Raw genomic sequence first — 18,391 nt, 5'->3', positions numbered from 1 at the left:
CTCCAGGTGGAAAGCCAGACCCATTATTTGTACAATGCCGCCCCCTGACGTAGGTCAGCCGATAATTTATGAAGTGTGTGAGCTGAGGCCCCTGATGAGCGAAACAAAAACCAACCTGCTGGATCTCGACCGGGATGCCATGCGTGCCTTCTTCGTCGAGTTGGGCGAGAAGCCGTTCCGGGCAGATCAGATAATGAAGTGGATCTATCACTTCGGTTGTGATGATTTCGATCAGATGAGCAACGTCAACAAGGCGTTGCGCGAGCGGCTCAAGGCGATTGCCGAGATCCGTGCCCCCGAGATCAGCCGTGAACAGCGCTCCGCCGATGGCACCATCAAATGGGCGCTGCAGGTGGGCGATCAGGAGGTGGAGACCGTCTACATTCCGGAAGCGGACCGCGCGACCCTGTGCGTCTCCTCTCAGGTGGGCTGCGCCCTGGCGTGCACCTTCTGCTCCACCGCCCAGCAAGGGTTCAACCGCAACCTGAAAGTTTCCGAGATCATCGGCCAGGTGTGGCGTGCCGCCAAAGTGGTGGGCGGCAAGCGCCCCATCACCAACGTGGTGATGATGGGCATGGGTGAGCCGCTGCTCAACCTCGCCAACGTAGTACCTGCCATGAAGCTGATGATGGATGACTTCGGCTTCAGTATCTCCAAGCGCCGCGTCACTCTCTCCACCTCCGGTGTGGTACCGGCGCTGGATATGCTGGGGGACCAGATCGACGTTGCCCTGGCCATCTCCCTGCATGCGCCGAACGATGCGCTTCGCTCCGAGATCATGCCGATCAACGACAAGTACAACATTGAGTCCTTCCTTGCCGGGGTACGCCGCTATCTGGCCAAGTCCAACGCCAACGGCGGCCGGGTGACCGTGGAGTATGTGCTGCTCGATCACATCAACGACGACATGCAGCATGCCCATGAGCTGGCCAAGGTCCTCAAGGAAACCCCTTGTAAGATCAACCTGATCCCGTTCAACCCCTTCCCGGGCAACCCGTTTGGCAAGCCGAGCAACAGCCGTATCGACCGTTTCTCCAAGGTGCTGATGGAATACGGCCTGACCGTCATCGTGCGCAAGACCCGCGGTGACGACATTGACGCCGCCTGTGGGCAGCTGGTGGGGGAGGTGATTGACCGCACCAAGCGCACCATGAAAAATCGGATGCAACAGGATGGGATTTCCGTCAAAATGGTTTAACTCCTAAGCCATTGTATAGACAGGAAATGGATATCCGTACATTGATCGTAGTGGCAGCGCTCTGTGCGCTGCCAGGCTGTGTCACAGAGACCACTTACGCTGGCCAGAATTCGACCCAGCGTGAAGTGGGTCCCGACCTCAAGGCCGCCGCCCAGACTCGTCTCGATCTGGGTATCCAGTATCTGCGCCAGGGCAATGCCGAGCAGGCCAAATTCAACCTCGACCGCGCCCTTCAGTACGATCCCAACAATCCTCAGGTCTACATCGGTTTTGCCTATTTCTATCAGCAGGTGTCGGATTTCAAGGCCGCCGAGGCGAGCTACAAGAAAGCGCTGGCCATGGATCAGTCCAATGCTGACGCGATGAACAACTATGGCGCCTTCCTCTGCAACCGTGGCCGCTTCGACGAAGCGGAAAAGGCGTTCTTGCAGGCCGTCAGCCAGCCCGATTACGTGAAGATCGCCGATACCTACGAGAATGCGGCGCTCTGCTCGATGCAAAATCACAGAAATGACAAGGCCGGCGAGTATTATCGTCTGGCCTTGGGGTATAATCCCCGCAATCCTAGGTTATTGCTGGACATGGCCGAGCTTTCCATGAAAGATGGCAAGCTTCCTGATGTCCAGTCTTACCTCGTGCGCTTTGCCGATGTGGCAGAGGAGAACGAGGAGAGCCTCTGGCTCCGGCTGCGGCTGGCCCAGGCCATGGACAAACCGGCATTACTTCACCAATTCGGGACTGAGCTGGTAAGGCAATATCCCACTTCGCAACAAGCCAAGCGTTACTTAGCCAATGACTACTGAACAGCCACACGATTTCCAAGACGACTCCCAGGCAGTGGGCCCAGGCCAGCTGCTGCGCAATGCCCGTGAACAGCTCGGCTGGACCCGGGAACAGGTTGCGTCCCGCATTCACCTTCGTCTGACCCTGATCGCCGCCATCGAAGCGGATACCTATGACAAGCACACGTCCCATACCTTCATTCGTGGCTATCTGCGCGCCTATGCCAAGCTCGTGGGCATCCCCGAGGAGACCATCCTCGCCGCCTACGAGAAGCTGGGACTGACTCCCCCCGACAACATCGACATGCAGAGCTTCTCCCGTCGATCCCGCCAGCAGGCCAATGACAGCCGGCTCAAGGTGGTGACCTGGCTGGTGATTCTGGTGCTGATCGGGCTCTCCGTCGCCTGGTGGTGGCAGAGCACAGCGCGCCGCTCAGCCGGTGACGACGCCCTGGCGGCGACCGAGATGAGCGCGACCGTCAATACGCCGGAAGCGAATGTTGCCCCCGCCGTGGAGGTCACCGAGCCCGTGCTGCCCGCAGCGTCCGATGCCGTGTCCACCCAGGTTGTGGTGAGCGGTGCCACCGCGACCCTGCCTGTGGTCGCTACGGATGCCAGCGCAGCCGTCCCGACGGACGTTTCCGGTGCGGTCTCGACTGCCGAGAGCACGACCACCGAGCCCGCCAAGGCGCCCCAGCTCAAGATGAGCTTCACCGCCGATTGCTGGCTGGACGTCAAGGATGCCAACGGCAAGACCCTGTTCAGCGGTCTGAAGAAGGCGAACGACGAACTGGTACTGGAAGGACCCGAGCCACTCAGATTCATCATTGGCGCGCCCATGGCGGTCAATCTCGAATATCAGGGCAAGTCCTTCGACATGAGCCGTTACAACAACGGCCGGACTGCCCGCTTCTCACTGCCGCAGGAGTAATCAGTCCGCCATGTCTGTTCACGAAAAGCCCGCACACGAATCACCCATCGTTCGTCGCAAATCCAGACAGATCATGGTCGGCAACGTGCCGGTTGGGGGCGATGCCCCCATCACGGTACAGACCATGACCAACACCAAGACCACGGACGTGGCCGCTACCGTCGAGCAGATCCAGCGGATCGAGCGGGTCGGCGCCGACATCGTCCGGGTCTCCGTCCCCACCATGGAGGCGGCGGAAGCGTTCAAGCTCATCAAGCAGCAGACCCGCATCCCCATCGTGGCCGACATCCACTTCGACTACCGCATCGCCCTCAAAGTGGCCGAGTACGGGGCCGACTGCCTGCGCATCAACCCGGGCAACATCGGCAACGAAGAGCGGGTGCGTGCGGTGGTGGATTGCGCCCGTCACTACAACATCCCCATCCGGATCGGCGTCAACGGCGGTTCCCTTGAGCGTGATCTCCAGGAGAAATACGGCGAGCCGACCCCGGAGGCGCTGCTGGAGTCCGCCATGCGCCACGTGGATTACCTGGATCGCCTCGACTTCCAGAACTTCAAGGTGAGCGTCAAGGCGTCCGATGTCTTCCTGGCGGTCGGTGCCTATCGCCTGCTGGCCAAGCAGATCGATCAACCCCTGCATCTGGGCATCACGGAAGCGGGCGGTTTTCGCGCCGGCGCGGTCAAGTCCGCCATTGGCCTTGGCATGTTGCTGAGCGAAGGGATTGGCGACACCCTGCGCATCTCCCTGGCCGCCGATCCGGTGGAAGAGGTGAAGGTGGGCTTCGACATCCTCAAATCCCTGCGCATCCGTTCCCGCGGCATCAACTTCATCGCCTGTCCTTCCTGCTCCCGTCAGGAGTTCGACGTCATCGGCACGGTCAATGCCCTGGAAGAGCGGCTCGAAGACATCATCACCCCGATGGATGTCTCCATCATCGGCTGTGTGGTGAACGGTCCGGGGGAGGCGCTGGTCTCCGATCTCGGCCTTGCGGGCGCCGCCAACAAGAGTGCCTTCTACGAGGGGGGCCAGCGGGTCGACCGGCTCGACAACAAGGATTTGATCCCGACCCTGGAGCGTCGCATCCGTGCCCGGGCCGCCATGCTGGATCCGGCCAACCAGATCCAGGTGGACAAAGGTTGAACCATGACGGGGCCACCTGGGGTGGCCCCGGCTTTAGGTTGTTGATTTTACATCCCGCATCCGGGTACCCGATTTTACCTCGGGGTCGAAAATCCCTATAATGCGGCCAAATTTTACCTCTTTTTCTCGAGTATCAACGTGGCAAAACAGATCCAAGCTATTCGCGGTATGAATGATTGCCTGCCGGAGCAGAGCCCGGTATGGCAGAAAGTAGAACAGATCCTGCGCCAGGTCGTGGCCAGCTATGGCTACAGCGAAGTGCGCATGCCCATCGTCGAGCAGACCCATCTGTTCAAGCGTGCCATCGGTGAAGTGACCGACGTGGTCGAAAAAGAGATGTACACCTTTGAAGACCGCAACGGCGACAGCCTGAGCCTGCGTCCGGAAGGGACCGCCAGTTGCGTCCGTGCCGGCATCGAGCACGGTTTGCTGTACAACCAGGAACGCCGGATGTGGTACATGGGCCCCATGTTCCGTCACGAGCGTCCCCAGAAAGGTCGCTATCGCCAGTTCCACCAGTTCGGGGTCGAGCTGTTCGGCATCAACGGGCCGGACATCGATGCCGAGCTCATCATGTTGACCCACCGCCTGTGGCGTCTGTTCGGCATCAGCGATCACGTGACCCTGCAGCTCAATACCCTCGGTCAGAGCAGCGAACGTGCCGCCTATCGCGATGCGCTGGTGGCCTATCTGGAGCAGTACAAGGAGCAGCTGGACGAAGAGAGCCAGCGCCGCATGTACAGCAACCCCCTGCGGGTGCTCGACTCCAAAGACGAAAAAGTGCAGGCCATCCTGTCGGGTGCCCCCCGTCTGTTCGACCACCTGGGCGAAGAGAGCCTGGCTCACTTCGAAGGGCTCAAGCGCCTGCTCACGGCGGCCGGCATCCAGTTCGAGGTGAACGAGCGTCTGGTGCGCGGCCTCGACTACTACAACCTGACCGTGTTCGAGTGGGTGACCAACAGCCTGGGGGCCCAGGGCACCGTCTGTGCCGGTGGTCGCTACGACGGCCTGGTGGAGCAGCTCGGTGGCCAGCCGACCCCGGCGGTGGGCTTTGCCATGGGCATGGAGCGTCTGGTACTGATGCTCGAAACCCTCGAGCTCAATGCTGACATCCGCCCGGCGGTGGATGTCTATCTCTGCATGGTGGGTGAGGGGACCGAGCAGGCTGGCTTTGCCCTGGCCGAGCGCCTGCGCGATGCCCTGCCGGACTTGCGCCTCATGAGCCACTGCGGCGGCGGCAACTTCAAGAAACAACTCAAGCGTGCCGACAAGAGCGGCGCGGCCATTGCCCTGATCCTTGGGGAGACCGAGGTGCAAAGCGGGGAGATCACCATTAAATATCTGCGTGGCCAGGCCGAGCAACAGACCGTCTCGGTCGATGCCGCCATCGCCCTGCTGGCAGCGAAAGGAGAGTAAGCTGTGGAAGTGTATACCACTGAAGAACAACAGGTTGAGGTCATCAAGAACTGGTGGAAAGAGAACGGTACCTCGGTGATCGCCGGGACCGTGATCGGTCTGGTCGGCCTCTTTGGCTGGCGCTACTACAACGAGATGCAGCAGAACAACCAGGAAGCCGCCTCCCAGGCTTACAACGAGATGACCGCCCAGCTCGCCAAGGGGGACGACGCCGCCCTGGAGCAGGCAAAGAGCTTCATTACCGCTCACAAGGGTGACGCCTATGCCGAGCTGGCCGCCCTGCAACTGGCCGCGGCCGCCGTCAAGGCGGGCAAGCTGGATCTGGCTGCCGAGCAGCTGACCCAGGTGGCCGCCAGTGGCGACGACAGCATCAAGCCCATCGCCGCCCTGCGTCTGGCACGGGTCCTGAGCGATCAGGGCAAGGCTGACGAGGCCCTGGCCCAGCTTGGCAAGATCAACAACGACGCCTTCAAGGCCCAGGTGGCGGAAGTGCGCGGCGATATCCTGCAAAAGCAGGGCAAGGCCGAAGAAGCGCGCGATGCCTATCAGGCGGCGGCGGATGCCGGCGGCCTGCAGAGCAGCGCCGAACTCAAGCTGAAGATGGATGATCTGGCGCTGCCAGCCGTCACTGCGGGCGAGGCACCGGATGCGTAATCTGTACAAGCGAATGGCGCTGGGGGTGGCTGTCTCCTTCGCCTTGCAGGGCTGCTCCCTGTTCAGTTCGGAAGAGGATCTCAACCCCATGGCGCCCCTGCCCAAGGTCGAGTCCGCGTTCACTGCCGATACCGCCTGGTCCTCCTCGGTCGGGGATGGCATCGGCGACTTCTACTCCCAGCTCAAGCCGGTGGTGGAAGAGGACCGCATCTATGCAGCGGCCCGCGATGGCGATGTGACCGCCTTCGAGCGCGAGAGCGGCAAGGAGCTGTGGAGCGTGGATCTGGCAGATCTGCCCATCAACGCCGACAAGCGCAGCGCCCGTCTCTCCGGTGGTCTGGTCTCCCGCTACGGCAAGCTGTTCCTCGGGTCCGAAAACGGGGTGGTCTACGCCCTGAACGAGGCCAACGGCGAAGTGCTGTGGCAGACCACGGTGCCGGGGGAAGTGGTGGCGAGCCCCGCCGTCGAGGATGGCCGCGTGGTGGTGCTGACCACCTCCGGTCGCCTGGTGGCGCTCGATACCGACGAAGGCAAGCTGCAGTGGACCCTGTCCGAAGAGCAGCCGCCCCTGACCCTGCGCAGTGCCGGCGCCCCCATCATCACCAACGGTGCCGTCATCTATGGCCGCGCCGATGGCAAGGTGGGCATCGCCCTGCTGAGCAACGGCCAGCCGGTGCGTCAATCCAAGGTGGCTGACCCGCGCGGCGCCACCGAACTGGATCGGATGGTGGACGTCGATGCCAGCCCGCTGATTGCCGGTGATGAGCTCTACGCCATCGCCTACAACGGCCAGTTGATGGCGCGCAAGCTGATGAGCGGCGACGAAGTGTGGAAGCGCAAGTATTCCGGTTATCGCGACATGGCGGTGACCGGCAATGCCATCGTGCTGACCGACAGCCGCAGCCATCTGTTTGCGGTCGATCGTCGCAACGGTCTCGAGCTGTGGTCCAACACCCAGCTGGAAAACCGCACCGTGACCGCCCCCGTCATCCTGGGTGACTATGTGGTGGTCGGCGATGTGGAAGGTTACCTGTATTGGCTGGACCGTACCGACGGGACCATCAAGGCCATGCAGCAGCTCGACAGCAGTGGTCTCTATGCCGCTCCGCTGGTGGAGGGTGACACCCTGTATGTGCAGAGCCGTGACGGCAAGTTGTACGCCCTCAAGCGTCCTTGATCGTCCGATAATGTGAATATCCGGCTCCTGGTCTTCGGACCCGGAGCCTTTGTCGTCTTGAGAATGAGGCTTTTATGACTCCTGTAGTTGCCCTGGTGGGCCGCCCCAACGTGGGGAAATCCACCCTGTTTAACCGCCTGACCCGTACCCGGGATGCCCTGGTTGCCGACTTCCCCGGCCTGACCCGGGACCGCAAATATGGCCAGGCGAAGCTGGGCGAGCTGGAATTTATCGTGGTCGATACCGGCGGTATCGATGGCACCGAGGAGGGGATCGAGCTGAAGATGGCCGAGCAGTCCCTGCTGGCCATCGAAGAGGCCGATGTGGTGCTCTTCATGGTGGATGCCCGTGCCGGTCTCACCGCGGCGGATCAGGCCATCGCCGAGCACCTGCGCAAGACCCACAAGAAGGTGTTTCTGGTAGCCAACAAGACCGACGGCATCGACGGTGACTCCGCGGTGTCCGAATTCTACGGTCTGGCCCTGGGCGAGGTCTACCAGATGGCGGCCGCCCACGGCCGTGGCGTACTGAGCCTGCTGGAGCTGGCCCTGGCCCCTCACCTCGAGACCCTGGTCGGCTCTGCCACCGAGGCACAAGAGGAAGAGGAGCTGGAGGAGTTCGACGAAGAGGCCTTGCTGCGCATGGTGGCTGCCGGTGAGCTCGACACCCGGGAAGACACCAAGGAGACGCCGTTCGCCGACCTGCCCATCAAATTTGCTATCGTCGGTCGTCCCAACGTCGGCAAGTCGACCCTGACCAACCGCATGCTGGGTGAAGATCGGGTCATCGTCTACGACATGCCGGGTACCACCCGCGACTCCGTCTACATCCCCATGGAGCGCGACGATCAGAAATACGTGGTCATCGACACCGCCGGCGTGCGTCGCCGTGGCAAGGTGCACGAGACGGTGGAGAAGTTCTCCGTCATCAAGACGCTCAAGGCGATTGAAGATGCCAACGTCTGCCTGCTGGTCATTGACGCTCGGGAGACCATCACGGATCAGGACTTGAGCATCCTCGGCTTCGTGCTCAACAGCGGCCGCTCCGTGGTACTGGTGGTCAACAAGTGGGACGGCCTGGATCAGAAGGTGAAAGAGGACGTCAAGAACGAGCTGGACAGACGTCTGGGCTTCATCGACTTCGCCCGGGTGCACTTCATCTCCGCCCTGCACGGCAGTGGCGTCGGTCACCTGTTCGAATCCATCAACGAGGCTTACGAGTCCGCGACTCGCCGCACCAGCACCGCCATGCTGACCCGCATCATGCAGATGGCCCAGGAAGATCACCAGCCGCCCATGGTGAATGGTCGCCGGGTCAAGCTGAAGTATGCCCACGCCGGTGGCTACAACCCGCCGCGCATCGTGATCCACGGCAACCAGTTGAATGACCTGCCGGACTCCTACAAGCGCTACCTCATCAACTACTTCCGCAAGTCGTTGAAGATCATGGGGACGCCGATCCGGGTGGAGTTCCAGGAGTCGGTCAACCCGTTCGAGGGCAAGAAGAACACCCTGACCCTGAGCCAGGAACGCCAGCGCAAGCGCCTGCTCAAGGCCAAAGCGAAGAAATAAAGCCCTGCGGCTGCCCTTACCGGCAGCCGTTTTTCTTGATGGCCCTCCTCAGGGCAGACAAACCAGGGGAGGGGCTGCGAGTGACGCCGGTGCACAGTGACGTAAAGAGGAGTCGAGAAGAGAATGAACACGCTGACCTGCCCTGCCTGTCAGGGCGAACTGGACAGCCGCAGCCGCGAGACGACGTGTGGCCAGTGTCAGGCCCGTTATCGCATTCGGGCCCTGTGTCCTGCCTGCGGGCAGGAGCTGGAGCGGCTTCGGGCTTGCGGCGCGGTGGATTATTTTTGCAACCACTGCAACACCCTGGTCTCCAAGCGCACCGTTCTGTTTGAGGCGCAGCCTGACAAGGCATAAAAAAACCCGGCTGATGCCGGGTTTATACTGTGTGCTCCGCTATCAGCAGCGTGAAGGAGCGGTTTCTGTGCCAGATCTTGCGTTTCATGTCGGCCAGCTTGAGCTTGCGTCTCGGGCTCCAGGCACATTTGGTTTTTCGGGCCAATATGGCTCTTCTGCGTGCTCGCATCCTGTTCTCCTCCCTGGTCTTGCGTGGGGCCGAAAGGGCCCTTGGCAGGAACTGCAACGCAATGAATACATTGCAATAAGTTCGCTCCAGCGCCCCTCGTATACCAAAGGATGGTAACAGAGAACAGGGCAGGAAAACACACCCCTGGCGAGGCTAGGGGGTGATGATCTGTTTGACCACTTCGGCGATGATGGCCGGACGCTGTGCCGGCACGTCCGGCTCGCTGCTGTCGTCCTCGTCCAGCTCCTCCCGACGATGGGCCTTCTGCTGTTCGTTGTCGAGCCAGAGCAGGCTCTGGTAGTACTGGCGCACGTTGTTGACATAGTTGCGCGCCTCGCCGCCACGGGCATAGCCATAGCGCACCTTGCGATGCCAGCGTGACTGCTGCAACAGGGGCAGCACTTCTTTCACGTCGCTCCAGGCGTCCGGGTTCTTGCCCAGCTCCTTGGTCAGGCGGCGGGCATCCATCATGTGGCCGTAGCCGATGTTGTAGGCGGTGAGGGCAAACCACACTTTCTCGTCCGCCGGGACCGAGTCGGGCACCTTCGCCATCATCTCCTGCAGGTAGCGGGCGCCCCCTTTGATGCTCTCTTCCGGGTGGGTGCGATCGTTTACCCCCATCGCCTTGGCGGTCGGGCCGGTGAGCATCATCATGCCGCGCACCCCGGTGTAGGAGCGTGCCTGGGGATCCCAGTGGGATTCCTGATAGCTGATGGCGGCCAGCAGCCGCCAGTCGATATCCTTGGCGTGGGTCTGGAACAGCGCCTGGTACTTGGGCAGCAGGCTCTTGGCCCGTTGCAGGAAGGTACGGGTGTCGACGAAGTCGAAGTTCTGCACGTGGCCGAAGTACTTCTCGTCGAGCTTGGCGATGGCGCCATCCATGAAGCGCTGACCGAAGAAGTCGATGATGCTGGCGTAGAGGCTGTCGTCGGGCAGCTTGGTCATGGCCCAGGCCACGGTCTGCTTGCTGGCGAGGGTCAAGCCCTCGGTGAGTTCGGGGTAGTAGCGCTGGGTACGGGCCAGTATGGTGTCCTGCACCACCGTGTAGTCCACCTTGCCGTCGGCCACCTGCTTGAGCAGCTCTTCCACGTCCGCATCCCGATTGGTGCTCCACTTCAGGTTGGGGTACTGCTTGGCCAGCTCCTTCATCAGGTCCTCGCCGGTGGAGCCCGCCGGCACCACTATGCTGCCCTTGATGTCACCGAGGTTCTTGGGCCTGGGGGAGCCGTTGCGATAGACCAGCTTGGGGGAGACCTGGTAGAAGCCGGGGCCGAAGCGGAACAGCTTGCGCCGCTCCGGGGTCACGACGATGGCGGCGGCGGCGAGATCCAGCTTGCCCTTTTGCAGTTGCTCGACCAGCTCGGCGGTGCTGTAGGCCGGTACTATGGTCAGCTTGACCCCCAGCCAGTCGGCGTAAAGCTGCGCCAGCTCGTAGTCGAACCCCAGTGCGGTGTCGTCACGCTGGTAATAGGAAGTGGGGCCATAGAGGGTGCCAACCCGGATCTCGCCTCGCTGGCGGATCTGCTCCAGTTGGCTGGAGGGGTGGTAGAAGTCGCAACCGGCCAGGGCCAGCGTCAACATCATCCCGATGAACAGTCGAAAAATGCAGCGCAAGTAGGTGAGTACCCTTGTTGAAAAAAACGGCATTTGTCAAAAAAGAGGCACCTTTATACCAGAGAGTATGAAGGGAGTCACACCGCGCGAGATGAGAAAAACGTTTGTTCAGGATGGGCCTGATCCCTATAATACGCGCGTCTCAAATCCCCCCACACTCTAAAACTTGGTGAGAAAGGTATATGGAAATCTTGCGTGGTGCCCCAGCACTGTCTGAGTTTCGTGTCCACAAGCTGCTGCAGAGCTGCGCACAGAGAGGAGTAGAGATAGCAAGCGTCTATGCGGAATACGTGCATTTTGCCGAGCTGACGAGCCCGCTGTCGCCCCCCGAGCGAGCGACCTTGGGCCAGCTTCTGCGCTACGGCCCGACCATCCCGGAACACACCCCCAGCGGTCAGCTGTTCCTCGTTACCCCCCGCCCCGGCACTATCTCCCCCTGGTCTTCCAAAGCAACCGACATCGCCCACAACTGCGGCCTGAAACAGGTCAAGCGGCTGGAGCGCGGCATTGCCTATTACGTGCAGGCCAAGGGTGAGCTGAGCGTGGCCCAGCGTAGCGAGATCGCGGCCCTGCTGCACGATCGCATGATGGAAGTGGTCTTTGCCGAGATGAACGAGGCCGCCGCCCTGTTTGCTCACCACGAGCCGCGCCCCTTTACCCAGGTAGATGTGCTGGGTGGTGGTCGCGCCGCCCTGGCAGAGGCCAACGTGACCCTGGGTCTGGCCCTGGCCGATGACGAAATAGATTACCTGGTGACCAACTTCACCCGGCTGGGTCGCAATCCCAACGACATCGAGCTCTACATGTTTGCCCAGGCGAACTCCGAGCACTGCCGCCACAAGATCTTCAACGCCGACTGGACCATCGACGGCGAACAGCAGCCCAAGTCGCTGTTCAAGATGATCAAGAACACCTTCGAGCAGACGCCGGATCATGTCCTGTCTGCCTACAAAGACAACGCCGCGGTGATGGAAGGCAGCCAGGGTGGCCGCTTCTTCCCGAGCCCCGCCAACGGTGAGTACCAGTATCACCAGGAGCGCGTCGACATCCTGATGAAGGTGGAGACCCACAACCACCCGACCGCCATCTCTCCCTTCCCGGGTGCCGCCACCGGCTCCGGCGGCGAAATCCGCGACGAGGGTGCGACAGGCCGTGGCGCCAAACCCAAGGCGGGCCTGGTGGGCTTCTCCGTCTCCAACCTGCGCATCCCCGGTTTCGAGCAGCCCTGGGAGCAGGATTTCGGCAAGCCGAGCCGCATCGTCAGCGCCTTTGACATCATGCAGGAAGGGCCCCTTGGCGGCGCCGCCTTCAACAACGAATTCGGTCGCCCTGCCATCCTGGGTTACTTCCGTACCTTCGAAGAGCAGGTGCCGAGCCACAACGGCGTCGAGGTGCGCGGCTACCACAAGCCCATCATGCTGGCGGGTGGTATCGGCAACATCCGCAGCGAGCACGTTCAGAAAGGGGAGATCCCGGTGGGGGCGGCCCTCATCGTGCTGGGTGGTCCGGCCATGAACATCGGCCTGGGTGGCGGCGCAGCCTCCTCCATGGCGTCCGGTCAGTCTGCCGAAGATCTCGACTTCGCCTCCGTGCAGCGTGACAATCCCGAGATGGAGCGTCGTTGCCAGGAAGTGATTGACCGCTGCTGGCAACTGGGGGACGACAACCCGATTGTCTTCATCCACGACGTGGGCGCCGGTGGTCTCTCCAACGCCATGCCGGAGCTGGTGAGCGACGGGGATCGCGGTGGTCGCTTCGACCTGCGTGCCATTCCGAACGACGAGCCGGGCATGAGCCCGCTGGAAGTCTGGTGCAACGAATCCCAGGAGCGCTATGTGCTGGCCGTGGCCCAGGACAAGCTGCCTCTGTTCAAGGCCTTGTGCGAGCGCGAACGCGCCCCCTATGCCGTCATCGGCACCGCCACCGAAGAGAAGCATCTCACTCTCTCTGATGATCACTTTGACAACCAGCCCATCGATCTGCCGCTGGACGTGCTGCTTGGCAAGGCGCCCAAGATGCACCGCGACGTGCAGAGCCTGCCTGCCCAGGGCAAGGCGCTGCAACTGGACGGCATCACCCTCGGCGACGCCGCAGAGCGCGTGCTGCGCCTGCCGACCGTGGCGGAGAAGTCCTTCCTCATCACCATCGGCGATCGCACCGTAACGGGCCTCGTCAACCGCGACCAGATGGTCGGCCCCTGGCAGATCCCGGTGGCTGACTGCGCCGTCACCGCCGCGACCTACGACAGCTACCACGGTGAAGCCATGTCCATGGGCGAGCGCACCCCGGTGGCGCTGCTCTCTCATGCCGCCTCCGCCCGCATGGCGGTGGCCGAGGCCTTGACCAACCTGGCACCGGCCAATATCGGCTCCCTCAAGCGGGTCAAGCTCTCCGCCAACTGGATGTCCGCAGCCGGCCACCCGGGGGAAGATGCGGGTCTCTACGAAGCCGTGAAAGCGGTGGGCGAAGAGCTCTGCCCGGCCCTTGGCATCACCATCCCGGTGGGCAAGGACTCCATGTCCATGAAGACCCGCTGGCAGCAGGACGGGGAAGAGCGCAGCGTCACCTCGCCGCTCTCCCTGCTCATCTCGGCGTTTGCCCGGGTCGAGGACGTGCGCAATACCGTGACCCCGCAACTGCGCACCGATCTCGGTGAGACCGACCTTATCCTCATTGACCTTGGCAACGGCAAGCAGCGCCTCGGCGCCTCGGCCCTGGCCCAGGTTTACCGCCAGCTTGGGCAAAGTGCCCCGGATCTGGACAACCCGGTCCAGCTAAAGGGCTTCTTCAACGCCATCCAGGCGCTGGTGGCGGATCGCAAGCTGATCGCCTACCACGACCGCTCCGACGGCGGCCTCTTCGTCACCCTGACCGAGATGGCGTTTGCCGGTCACTGCGGCCTCGACATCCAGCTCGATCGCGTGGGTGGCGACCTGCTGCCGGCCCTGTTCAACGAGGAGCTGGGGGCCGTCATCCAGGTTCGTCGCGAAGACAAGGAAGCGGTGCTGACCCTGCTGGCCGGTCACGGTCTGGCAGCCTGCTCCCATGTGCTGGGCACGGTGCGCGAAGACGACCTCATTCTGTTCCAGCGTGCCGGCAGCGAAGTGTATCGCGCCAGTCGCACCGCCCTTCGCACCATCTGGGGCGAGACCAGCTGGCAGATGCAGCGCCTGCGGGACAACCCGGAGTGCGCCGATCAGGAGCATGCCGCCCGCCAGGACGCCACCGATCCGGGTCTGCAGGCCAGGCTCACCTACAACCCGTCCGACGACGTGGCCGCGCCCTATATCGCTCGCGGGGTTTCTCCCCGTCTGGCGGTGCTGCGCGAGCAGGGGGTCAACTCCCACGTGGAGATGGCGGCCGCCTTTGACCGCGCCGGCTTCACCGCTGTCGACGTGCACATGAGCGACATCCTCGAGGGGCGCATCAAGCTGGAAGATTTCCAGACCCTGGTGGCCTGTGGCGGCTTCTCCTACGGCGACGTGCTGGGGGCTGGGGAAGGCTGGGCCAAGTCCATCCTGTTCAACGACAACGCCCGTGAGCAGTTCCAGCGCTTCTTCGAGCGCGGCGATACCCTCTCCCTGGGGGTGTGCAACGGCTGCCAGATGATGTCCAACCTGCGCGACCTCATCCCGGGGGCCGATCTCTGGCCGCGCTTCGTGCGCAACCGCTCCGAGCGCTTCGAGGCGCGCTTCAGCCTAGTGGAAGTGCAGGACTCCCCGTCCGCCTTCTTCGCCGGGATGGCTGGCTCCGTGATGCCGATTGCCGTCTCCCACGGGGAAGGGCGCGTGGAAGTGCGCGATGTAGCTCACCTGGCTGCGCTGCAACAGAGCGGTCTGGTGGGGCTGCGTTTCGTGGACAACCGCGGCAACGTCACCGTGCAATACCCGGCCAACCCCAACGGCTCCCCTGACGGTATCACCGCGGTGACCAGTGCGGACGGCCGCGCCACCATCATGATGCCGCACCCGGAGCGGGTGTTCCGCACCGTGGCCAACTCCTGGCACCCGGACAACTGGGGAGAGGATGGCGCCTGGATGCGCATGTTCCGCAATGCTCGGGTTCGCCTGGGTTAAGCCCCAGCAAGAAACCAAAAACCGGCCCCAGTGGCCGGTTTTTTTATGGACATGGGTCTGAGAATGGGGAGGGCAGGAGGAGACGATCACGATGGGGGCGAGGCCGTCTTCAGCCCACTGCTCCGCCAGCTGCTTGCTGGAGGATATGGGATGGATTGAGGGGGCCGATCTGGTATCGCCTGCCAGACGGGCAAGCTGGACCTGGCCTTGGCGGACATAAAAAACCGGCCACGGAGGCCGGTTTTGCTGTGTGAACTGAACCTGAGACTAGCGCAGCACCACGTGCTGGAAGCCCTGCACCAGGCTGATGACGGGCTGGGGGTAGATGCCGAGCAATACCACCAGGATGGCGGAGAGCAGCACCACCAGGCCCCCGGAGGAGAAGGCCCAGTCGGCCCTGGCATCGCGCAGTTGCATGCCGGGTTCACGCAGGTAGAGGGTGACCATGACCCGCAGGTAGTAGTAGAGCCCCAGGGCACTGCCGAGCACGATGGCGCCACTGAGCCACCACAGCTTGGCATCGACGGTGACGCCGATGAGGTAGAACTTGCCGATGAAGCCCAGCGTCATGGGGATACCCGCGAGGGAGAGCATCATCACCGTCATCACCGCCGTCAGATAGGGGCGCTTCCAGAACAGACCGCGATAACTGTGCAGGGAGTCCGCATCCTTGCCGCGATAGGGGCTGGACATCATGCTGATGACGCCGAAGGCCCCCAGGCTGGTGAACAGGTACATCAGCAGGTAGACACCCGCCGCTTCCACCGGCATCTCGCCGAGGCGGCTTGCCACCACCACTGCCAGCAGATAGCCGAAGTGAGAGATGGAGGAGTAACCCATCATCCGCTTGATGTTGGTCTGGATCAGCGCCAGGAGGTTGCCGACCACGATGGAGACGACCGCCATGGCCGCCAGCAGCCAGTGGATCATGGGATCCGAGGTGGCGGGTACCGCCAGGTAGAAGCGCAGCAGCACGCAGAACACGGCTATCTTGCTCACTGTGGCGAGGAAGGTGGCCACCGGTGCCGGCGCCCCTTCGTACACGTCCGGGGTCCAGAGGTGGAAGGGGGCGAGGGACAGCTTGAACGCAAAGCCGACCAGCATCAGGCCAAAGCCCCCCATCAGCAGCGGATGGTGAGCCGGGCTCTGGGCCAGGGTCACACCGAGATCGCTGAAGCTCAGGCTTCCGGCCTGGGCGTAGAGCAGCGCCATGCCGAACAGCAGGAAGGCGGTGGCACTGGCGGAGAGCACCATGTACTTGATGCTGGCTTCCAGCGAGCGCCGCTCGCGATAGGCATACCCCACCAGACCGAACATGGGCAGGGTCAGCATCTCGATCCCGATGAAGAGCGAGGCGAGGTGACGGGAGGCCGCCAGCACCAGACCACCGGCGGTGGCGATGAGCAGCAGCAGGTAGAACTCTTCCCGGTTGTCCGGATAGCCCTTGAGCCAGGTGCGACCGAAGGTGCAGGTGGCCAGGGCCCCGATGAGCACCAGCCCCATGTAGAAGACCGCGTAAGCGTCCACTTGCAGCAGGGGAGTGACCCCCTGATCCCCCTGGGCCATCACGATGGGCAGGGAGAAGAGCGCGAGGTTGAGGCCGATGATGGTGACCACGAAGGCGGTGTCGTCACAGCGCTTCCAGGCGATGGCCAGCATCAGGGCCACCATGGCCCCCGTGGTCAGCAACAGGGGCAGCAGGGCCAGCAGTTGAGAAACAGTAAACGTCATGACAGTGCTCCCGACATGGACAAGGAAGGCGAAAGAGAAAGCATCATTGCAGCGCCCCCGTGCCCGGCAGCGCGTACCAGTGCAGCACGCTCAGGAGGCTGCTGCTGGCGGTGTCGAGCACCGGCTGGGGATAGAGACCGAGCAGCACCAAGAGGCCGGCGATGGTCAGCATCATGGTCAGTTCCCGGGTATCCAGCCCCTTGAGCATGCTCTCCTCCCGGGGCGTCCCGAAGCAGGCCCGTTGCAGCATGATGAGGGAGTAGACCGAGGCCAGCACCAGCCCGAAGGTGGCGATGACGGTGATGACGGGGGCCACCTGGAAGCTGCCGATGAGGATCAGGAACTCGCCGACGAAGTTGCCGGTCCCCGGCATCCCGAGGGATGCGACGGAGAAGAACAGCATCACGCCGGGCAGGTAGCGCAGCCGTCCCCAGAGACCGCCCATCTGGCGCAGATCCCGGGTGTGCAGGCGCTCGTAGAGCTGGCCGCACAGGATGAAGAGGCCGGCGGCCGAGAGCCCGTGGGCAATCATCTGTACCACTGCCCCTTGCAGGGCGAGCTCGCTGCCGGAGTAAATGGCGATCATCACGAAGCCCATGTGGGAGATGCTGGTGTAGGCAACCAGCCGCTTGATATCGGTCTGGGCAAAGGCCAGCAGGGCGCCATAGACGATGCCGATGAGGCCGAGCACCATGGCGTAGGGGGCAAACTCGGCGGACGCCTCGGGGAAAAGCGGCAGAGTGAAGCGCAGCAGGCCGTAGGCCGCGGTTTTCAGCAAGATGCCCGCCAAGTCCACGGAGCCTGCGGTGGGTGCCTGGCTGTGGGCATCAGGGAGCCAGCCATGGAGCGGCACCAGGGGCATCTTGACCGCGAAGGCGATGAAGAAGCCCAGCATCAGCAGCCACTGTACCGTGCTGCTCATGGGGGTGTTGAGCAGTTCCTGATAGTTGAAGGTGAAAACACCAGTGGCGGCGTGGTGGGTCAATACCAGGCCCAGGATGGCCACCAGCATGATGAGGCCGCTCGCCTGGGTGTAGATGAAGAACTTGGTGGCGGCGTTGATGCGCGACTTGCCATCGGTGACCGAGTGGCCCCAGAGCGCGATCAGGAAGTACATCGGCACCAGCATCATCTCCCAGAAGAAGAAGAAGAGGAACAGATCCACCGCCATGAAGACGCCGAGCACGCCCCCCAGGATCCACAGCAGGTTGAGGTGGAAGAAGCCGATGCGCTGGACGATCTCCTTCCAGGAACAGAGGATGGCCAGCACGCCGATGAAGCTGGTGAGGATCACCATCAGGAGCGACAGCCCGTCCACGGCGAGGTGCAGGGAGATGCCGAAGCGGGGGATCCAGGGTTGTTGCCACTCGGCTGCCCAGACGGGGAGGCCGGGGTTGGCGAGGGTGAAGTCACCACCGAGCCAGATGGCGCTGGAGAGCACCAGACAGGCGCTCATGGAGGCGAGGGCCACCCAGCGAACGAATTGTCCGCCGAGCCGCTCCATCTGCCAGCAGAGCAAGCCGCCGATGAAGGGAATTAGCAAGATCCAGAGTAAGGTCACGATATCAGCTCTCATC

Annotated in this window: 13 protein-coding genes; 10 read left to right on the top strand and 3 right to left on the bottom strand. The window is 62.6% G+C overall.

The features are described 5' to 3' along the window. Positions 1-94: 94 nt before the first annotated feature. The 9 genes from rlmN (at position 95) to BGO64_RS18105 (ending at position 9,224) form a co-directional block, all read left to right on the top strand. A complete protein-coding gene (rlmN, locus tag BGO64_RS18145; protein ID WP_039038724.1) occupies positions 95-1,198 on the top strand; it encodes a dual-specificity RNA methyltransferase RlmN in 1,104 nt (367 codons plus the stop codon). 11 nt (positions 1,199-1,209) lie between these two features. Next, on the top strand, positions 1,210-2,001 hold the full coding sequence (gene tapF / locus BGO64_RS18140) for a PilW family type IVa pilus biogenesis/stability lipoprotein TapF (protein WP_286701129.1): 792 nt from the start codon (positions 1,210-1,212) through the stop codon (positions 1,999-2,001). Further along, positions 1,991-2,911 carry a RodZ domain-containing protein gene (locus tag BGO64_RS18135; RefSeq protein ID WP_214005616.1) on the top strand — a complete coding sequence of 307 codons (921 nt, stop codon included), beginning with the start codon at positions 1,991-1,993 and terminating at the stop codon, positions 2,909-2,911. Before tapF ends, BGO64_RS18135 begins: the two co-directional genes overlap by 11 nt. A gap of 10 nt (positions 2,912-2,921) precedes the next feature. After that, the gene (gene ispG / locus BGO64_RS18130) at positions 2,922-4,052 is read left to right on the top strand and encodes a flavodoxin-dependent (E)-4-hydroxy-3-methylbut-2-enyl-diphosphate synthase (RefSeq protein WP_010675049.1); all 1,131 of its coding nucleotides are present in this window, start codon (positions 2,922-2,924) and stop codon (positions 4,050-4,052) included. 138 nt (positions 4,053-4,190) lie between these two features. After that, a complete protein-coding gene (hisS, locus tag BGO64_RS18125; RefSeq protein ID WP_103260279.1) occupies positions 4,191-5,468 on the top strand; it encodes a histidine--tRNA ligase in 1,278 nt (425 codons plus the stop codon). A gap of 3 nt (positions 5,469-5,471) precedes the next feature. After that, complete coding sequence (locus BGO64_RS18120; RefSeq protein ID WP_010675047.1) at positions 5,472-6,122, top strand: YfgM family protein; 651 nt, start codon at positions 5,472-5,474, stop codon at positions 6,120-6,122. Beyond that, complete coding sequence (gene bamB, locus BGO64_RS18115; protein ID WP_029314685.1) at positions 6,115-7,299, top strand: outer membrane protein assembly factor BamB; 1,185 nt, start codon at positions 6,115-6,117, stop codon at positions 7,297-7,299. The genes BGO64_RS18120 and bamB overlap by 8 nt, the downstream gene beginning before the upstream one ends. Positions 7,300-7,373: 74 nt before the next feature. Beyond that, entirely contained in the window at positions 7,374-8,870 is a 1,497-nt protein-coding gene (gene der / locus BGO64_RS18110) for a ribosome biogenesis GTPase Der (protein WP_010675045.1), read from the top strand. Positions 8,871-8,993: 123 nt separating this feature from the next. Next, the gene (locus tag BGO64_RS18105; protein WP_039038718.1) at positions 8,994-9,224 is read left to right on the top strand and encodes a zinc ribbon domain-containing protein; all 231 of its coding nucleotides are present in this window, start codon (positions 8,994-8,996) and stop codon (positions 9,222-9,224) included. 322 nt (positions 9,225-9,546) lie between these two features. Here the strand turns inward: BGO64_RS18105 and mltF are convergent, their stop codons facing one another. Beyond that, complete coding sequence (gene mltF / locus BGO64_RS18100; RefSeq protein ID WP_042880710.1) at positions 9,547-11,040, bottom strand: membrane-bound lytic murein transglycosylase MltF; 1,494 nt, start codon at positions 11,038-11,040, stop codon at positions 9,547-9,549. A gap of 149 nt (positions 11,041-11,189) precedes the next feature. Here mltF and purL point away from each other — a divergent pair, with 149 nt between their 5' ends. Then, positions 11,190-15,083 (top strand): phosphoribosylformylglycinamidine synthase, encoded by a 3,894-nt coding sequence (purL, locus tag BGO64_RS18095; protein WP_286701128.1) that lies wholly within the window; start codon positions 11,190-11,192, stop codon positions 15,081-15,083. A 267-nt stretch (positions 15,084-15,350) separates the two neighbouring features. Here purL and nuoN read toward each other — a convergent pair whose 3' ends face one another. Both nuoN and nuoM read right to left on the bottom strand, forming a co-directional pair. Beyond that, complete coding sequence (gene nuoN / locus BGO64_RS18090; RefSeq protein WP_010675039.1) at positions 15,351-16,814, bottom strand: NADH-quinone oxidoreductase subunit NuoN; 1,464 nt, start codon at positions 16,812-16,814, stop codon at positions 15,351-15,353. A gap of 43 nt (positions 16,815-16,857) precedes the next feature. Continuing rightward, positions 16,858-18,375, bottom strand: coding sequence for an NADH-quinone oxidoreductase subunit M (nuoM, locus tag BGO64_RS18085; protein ID WP_010675038.1), 1,518 nt, complete (start codon positions 18,373-18,375; stop codon positions 16,858-16,860). Positions 18,376-18,391 lie beyond the last annotated feature (16 nt).

The organism is Aeromonas sp. 62-46 (assembly GCF_001898585.1).
GTDB lineage: Bacteria > Pseudomonadota > Gammaproteobacteria > Enterobacterales > Aeromonadaceae > Aeromonas > Aeromonas caviae.
This window is presented reverse-complemented; position numbering and strand designations above follow the sequence as displayed.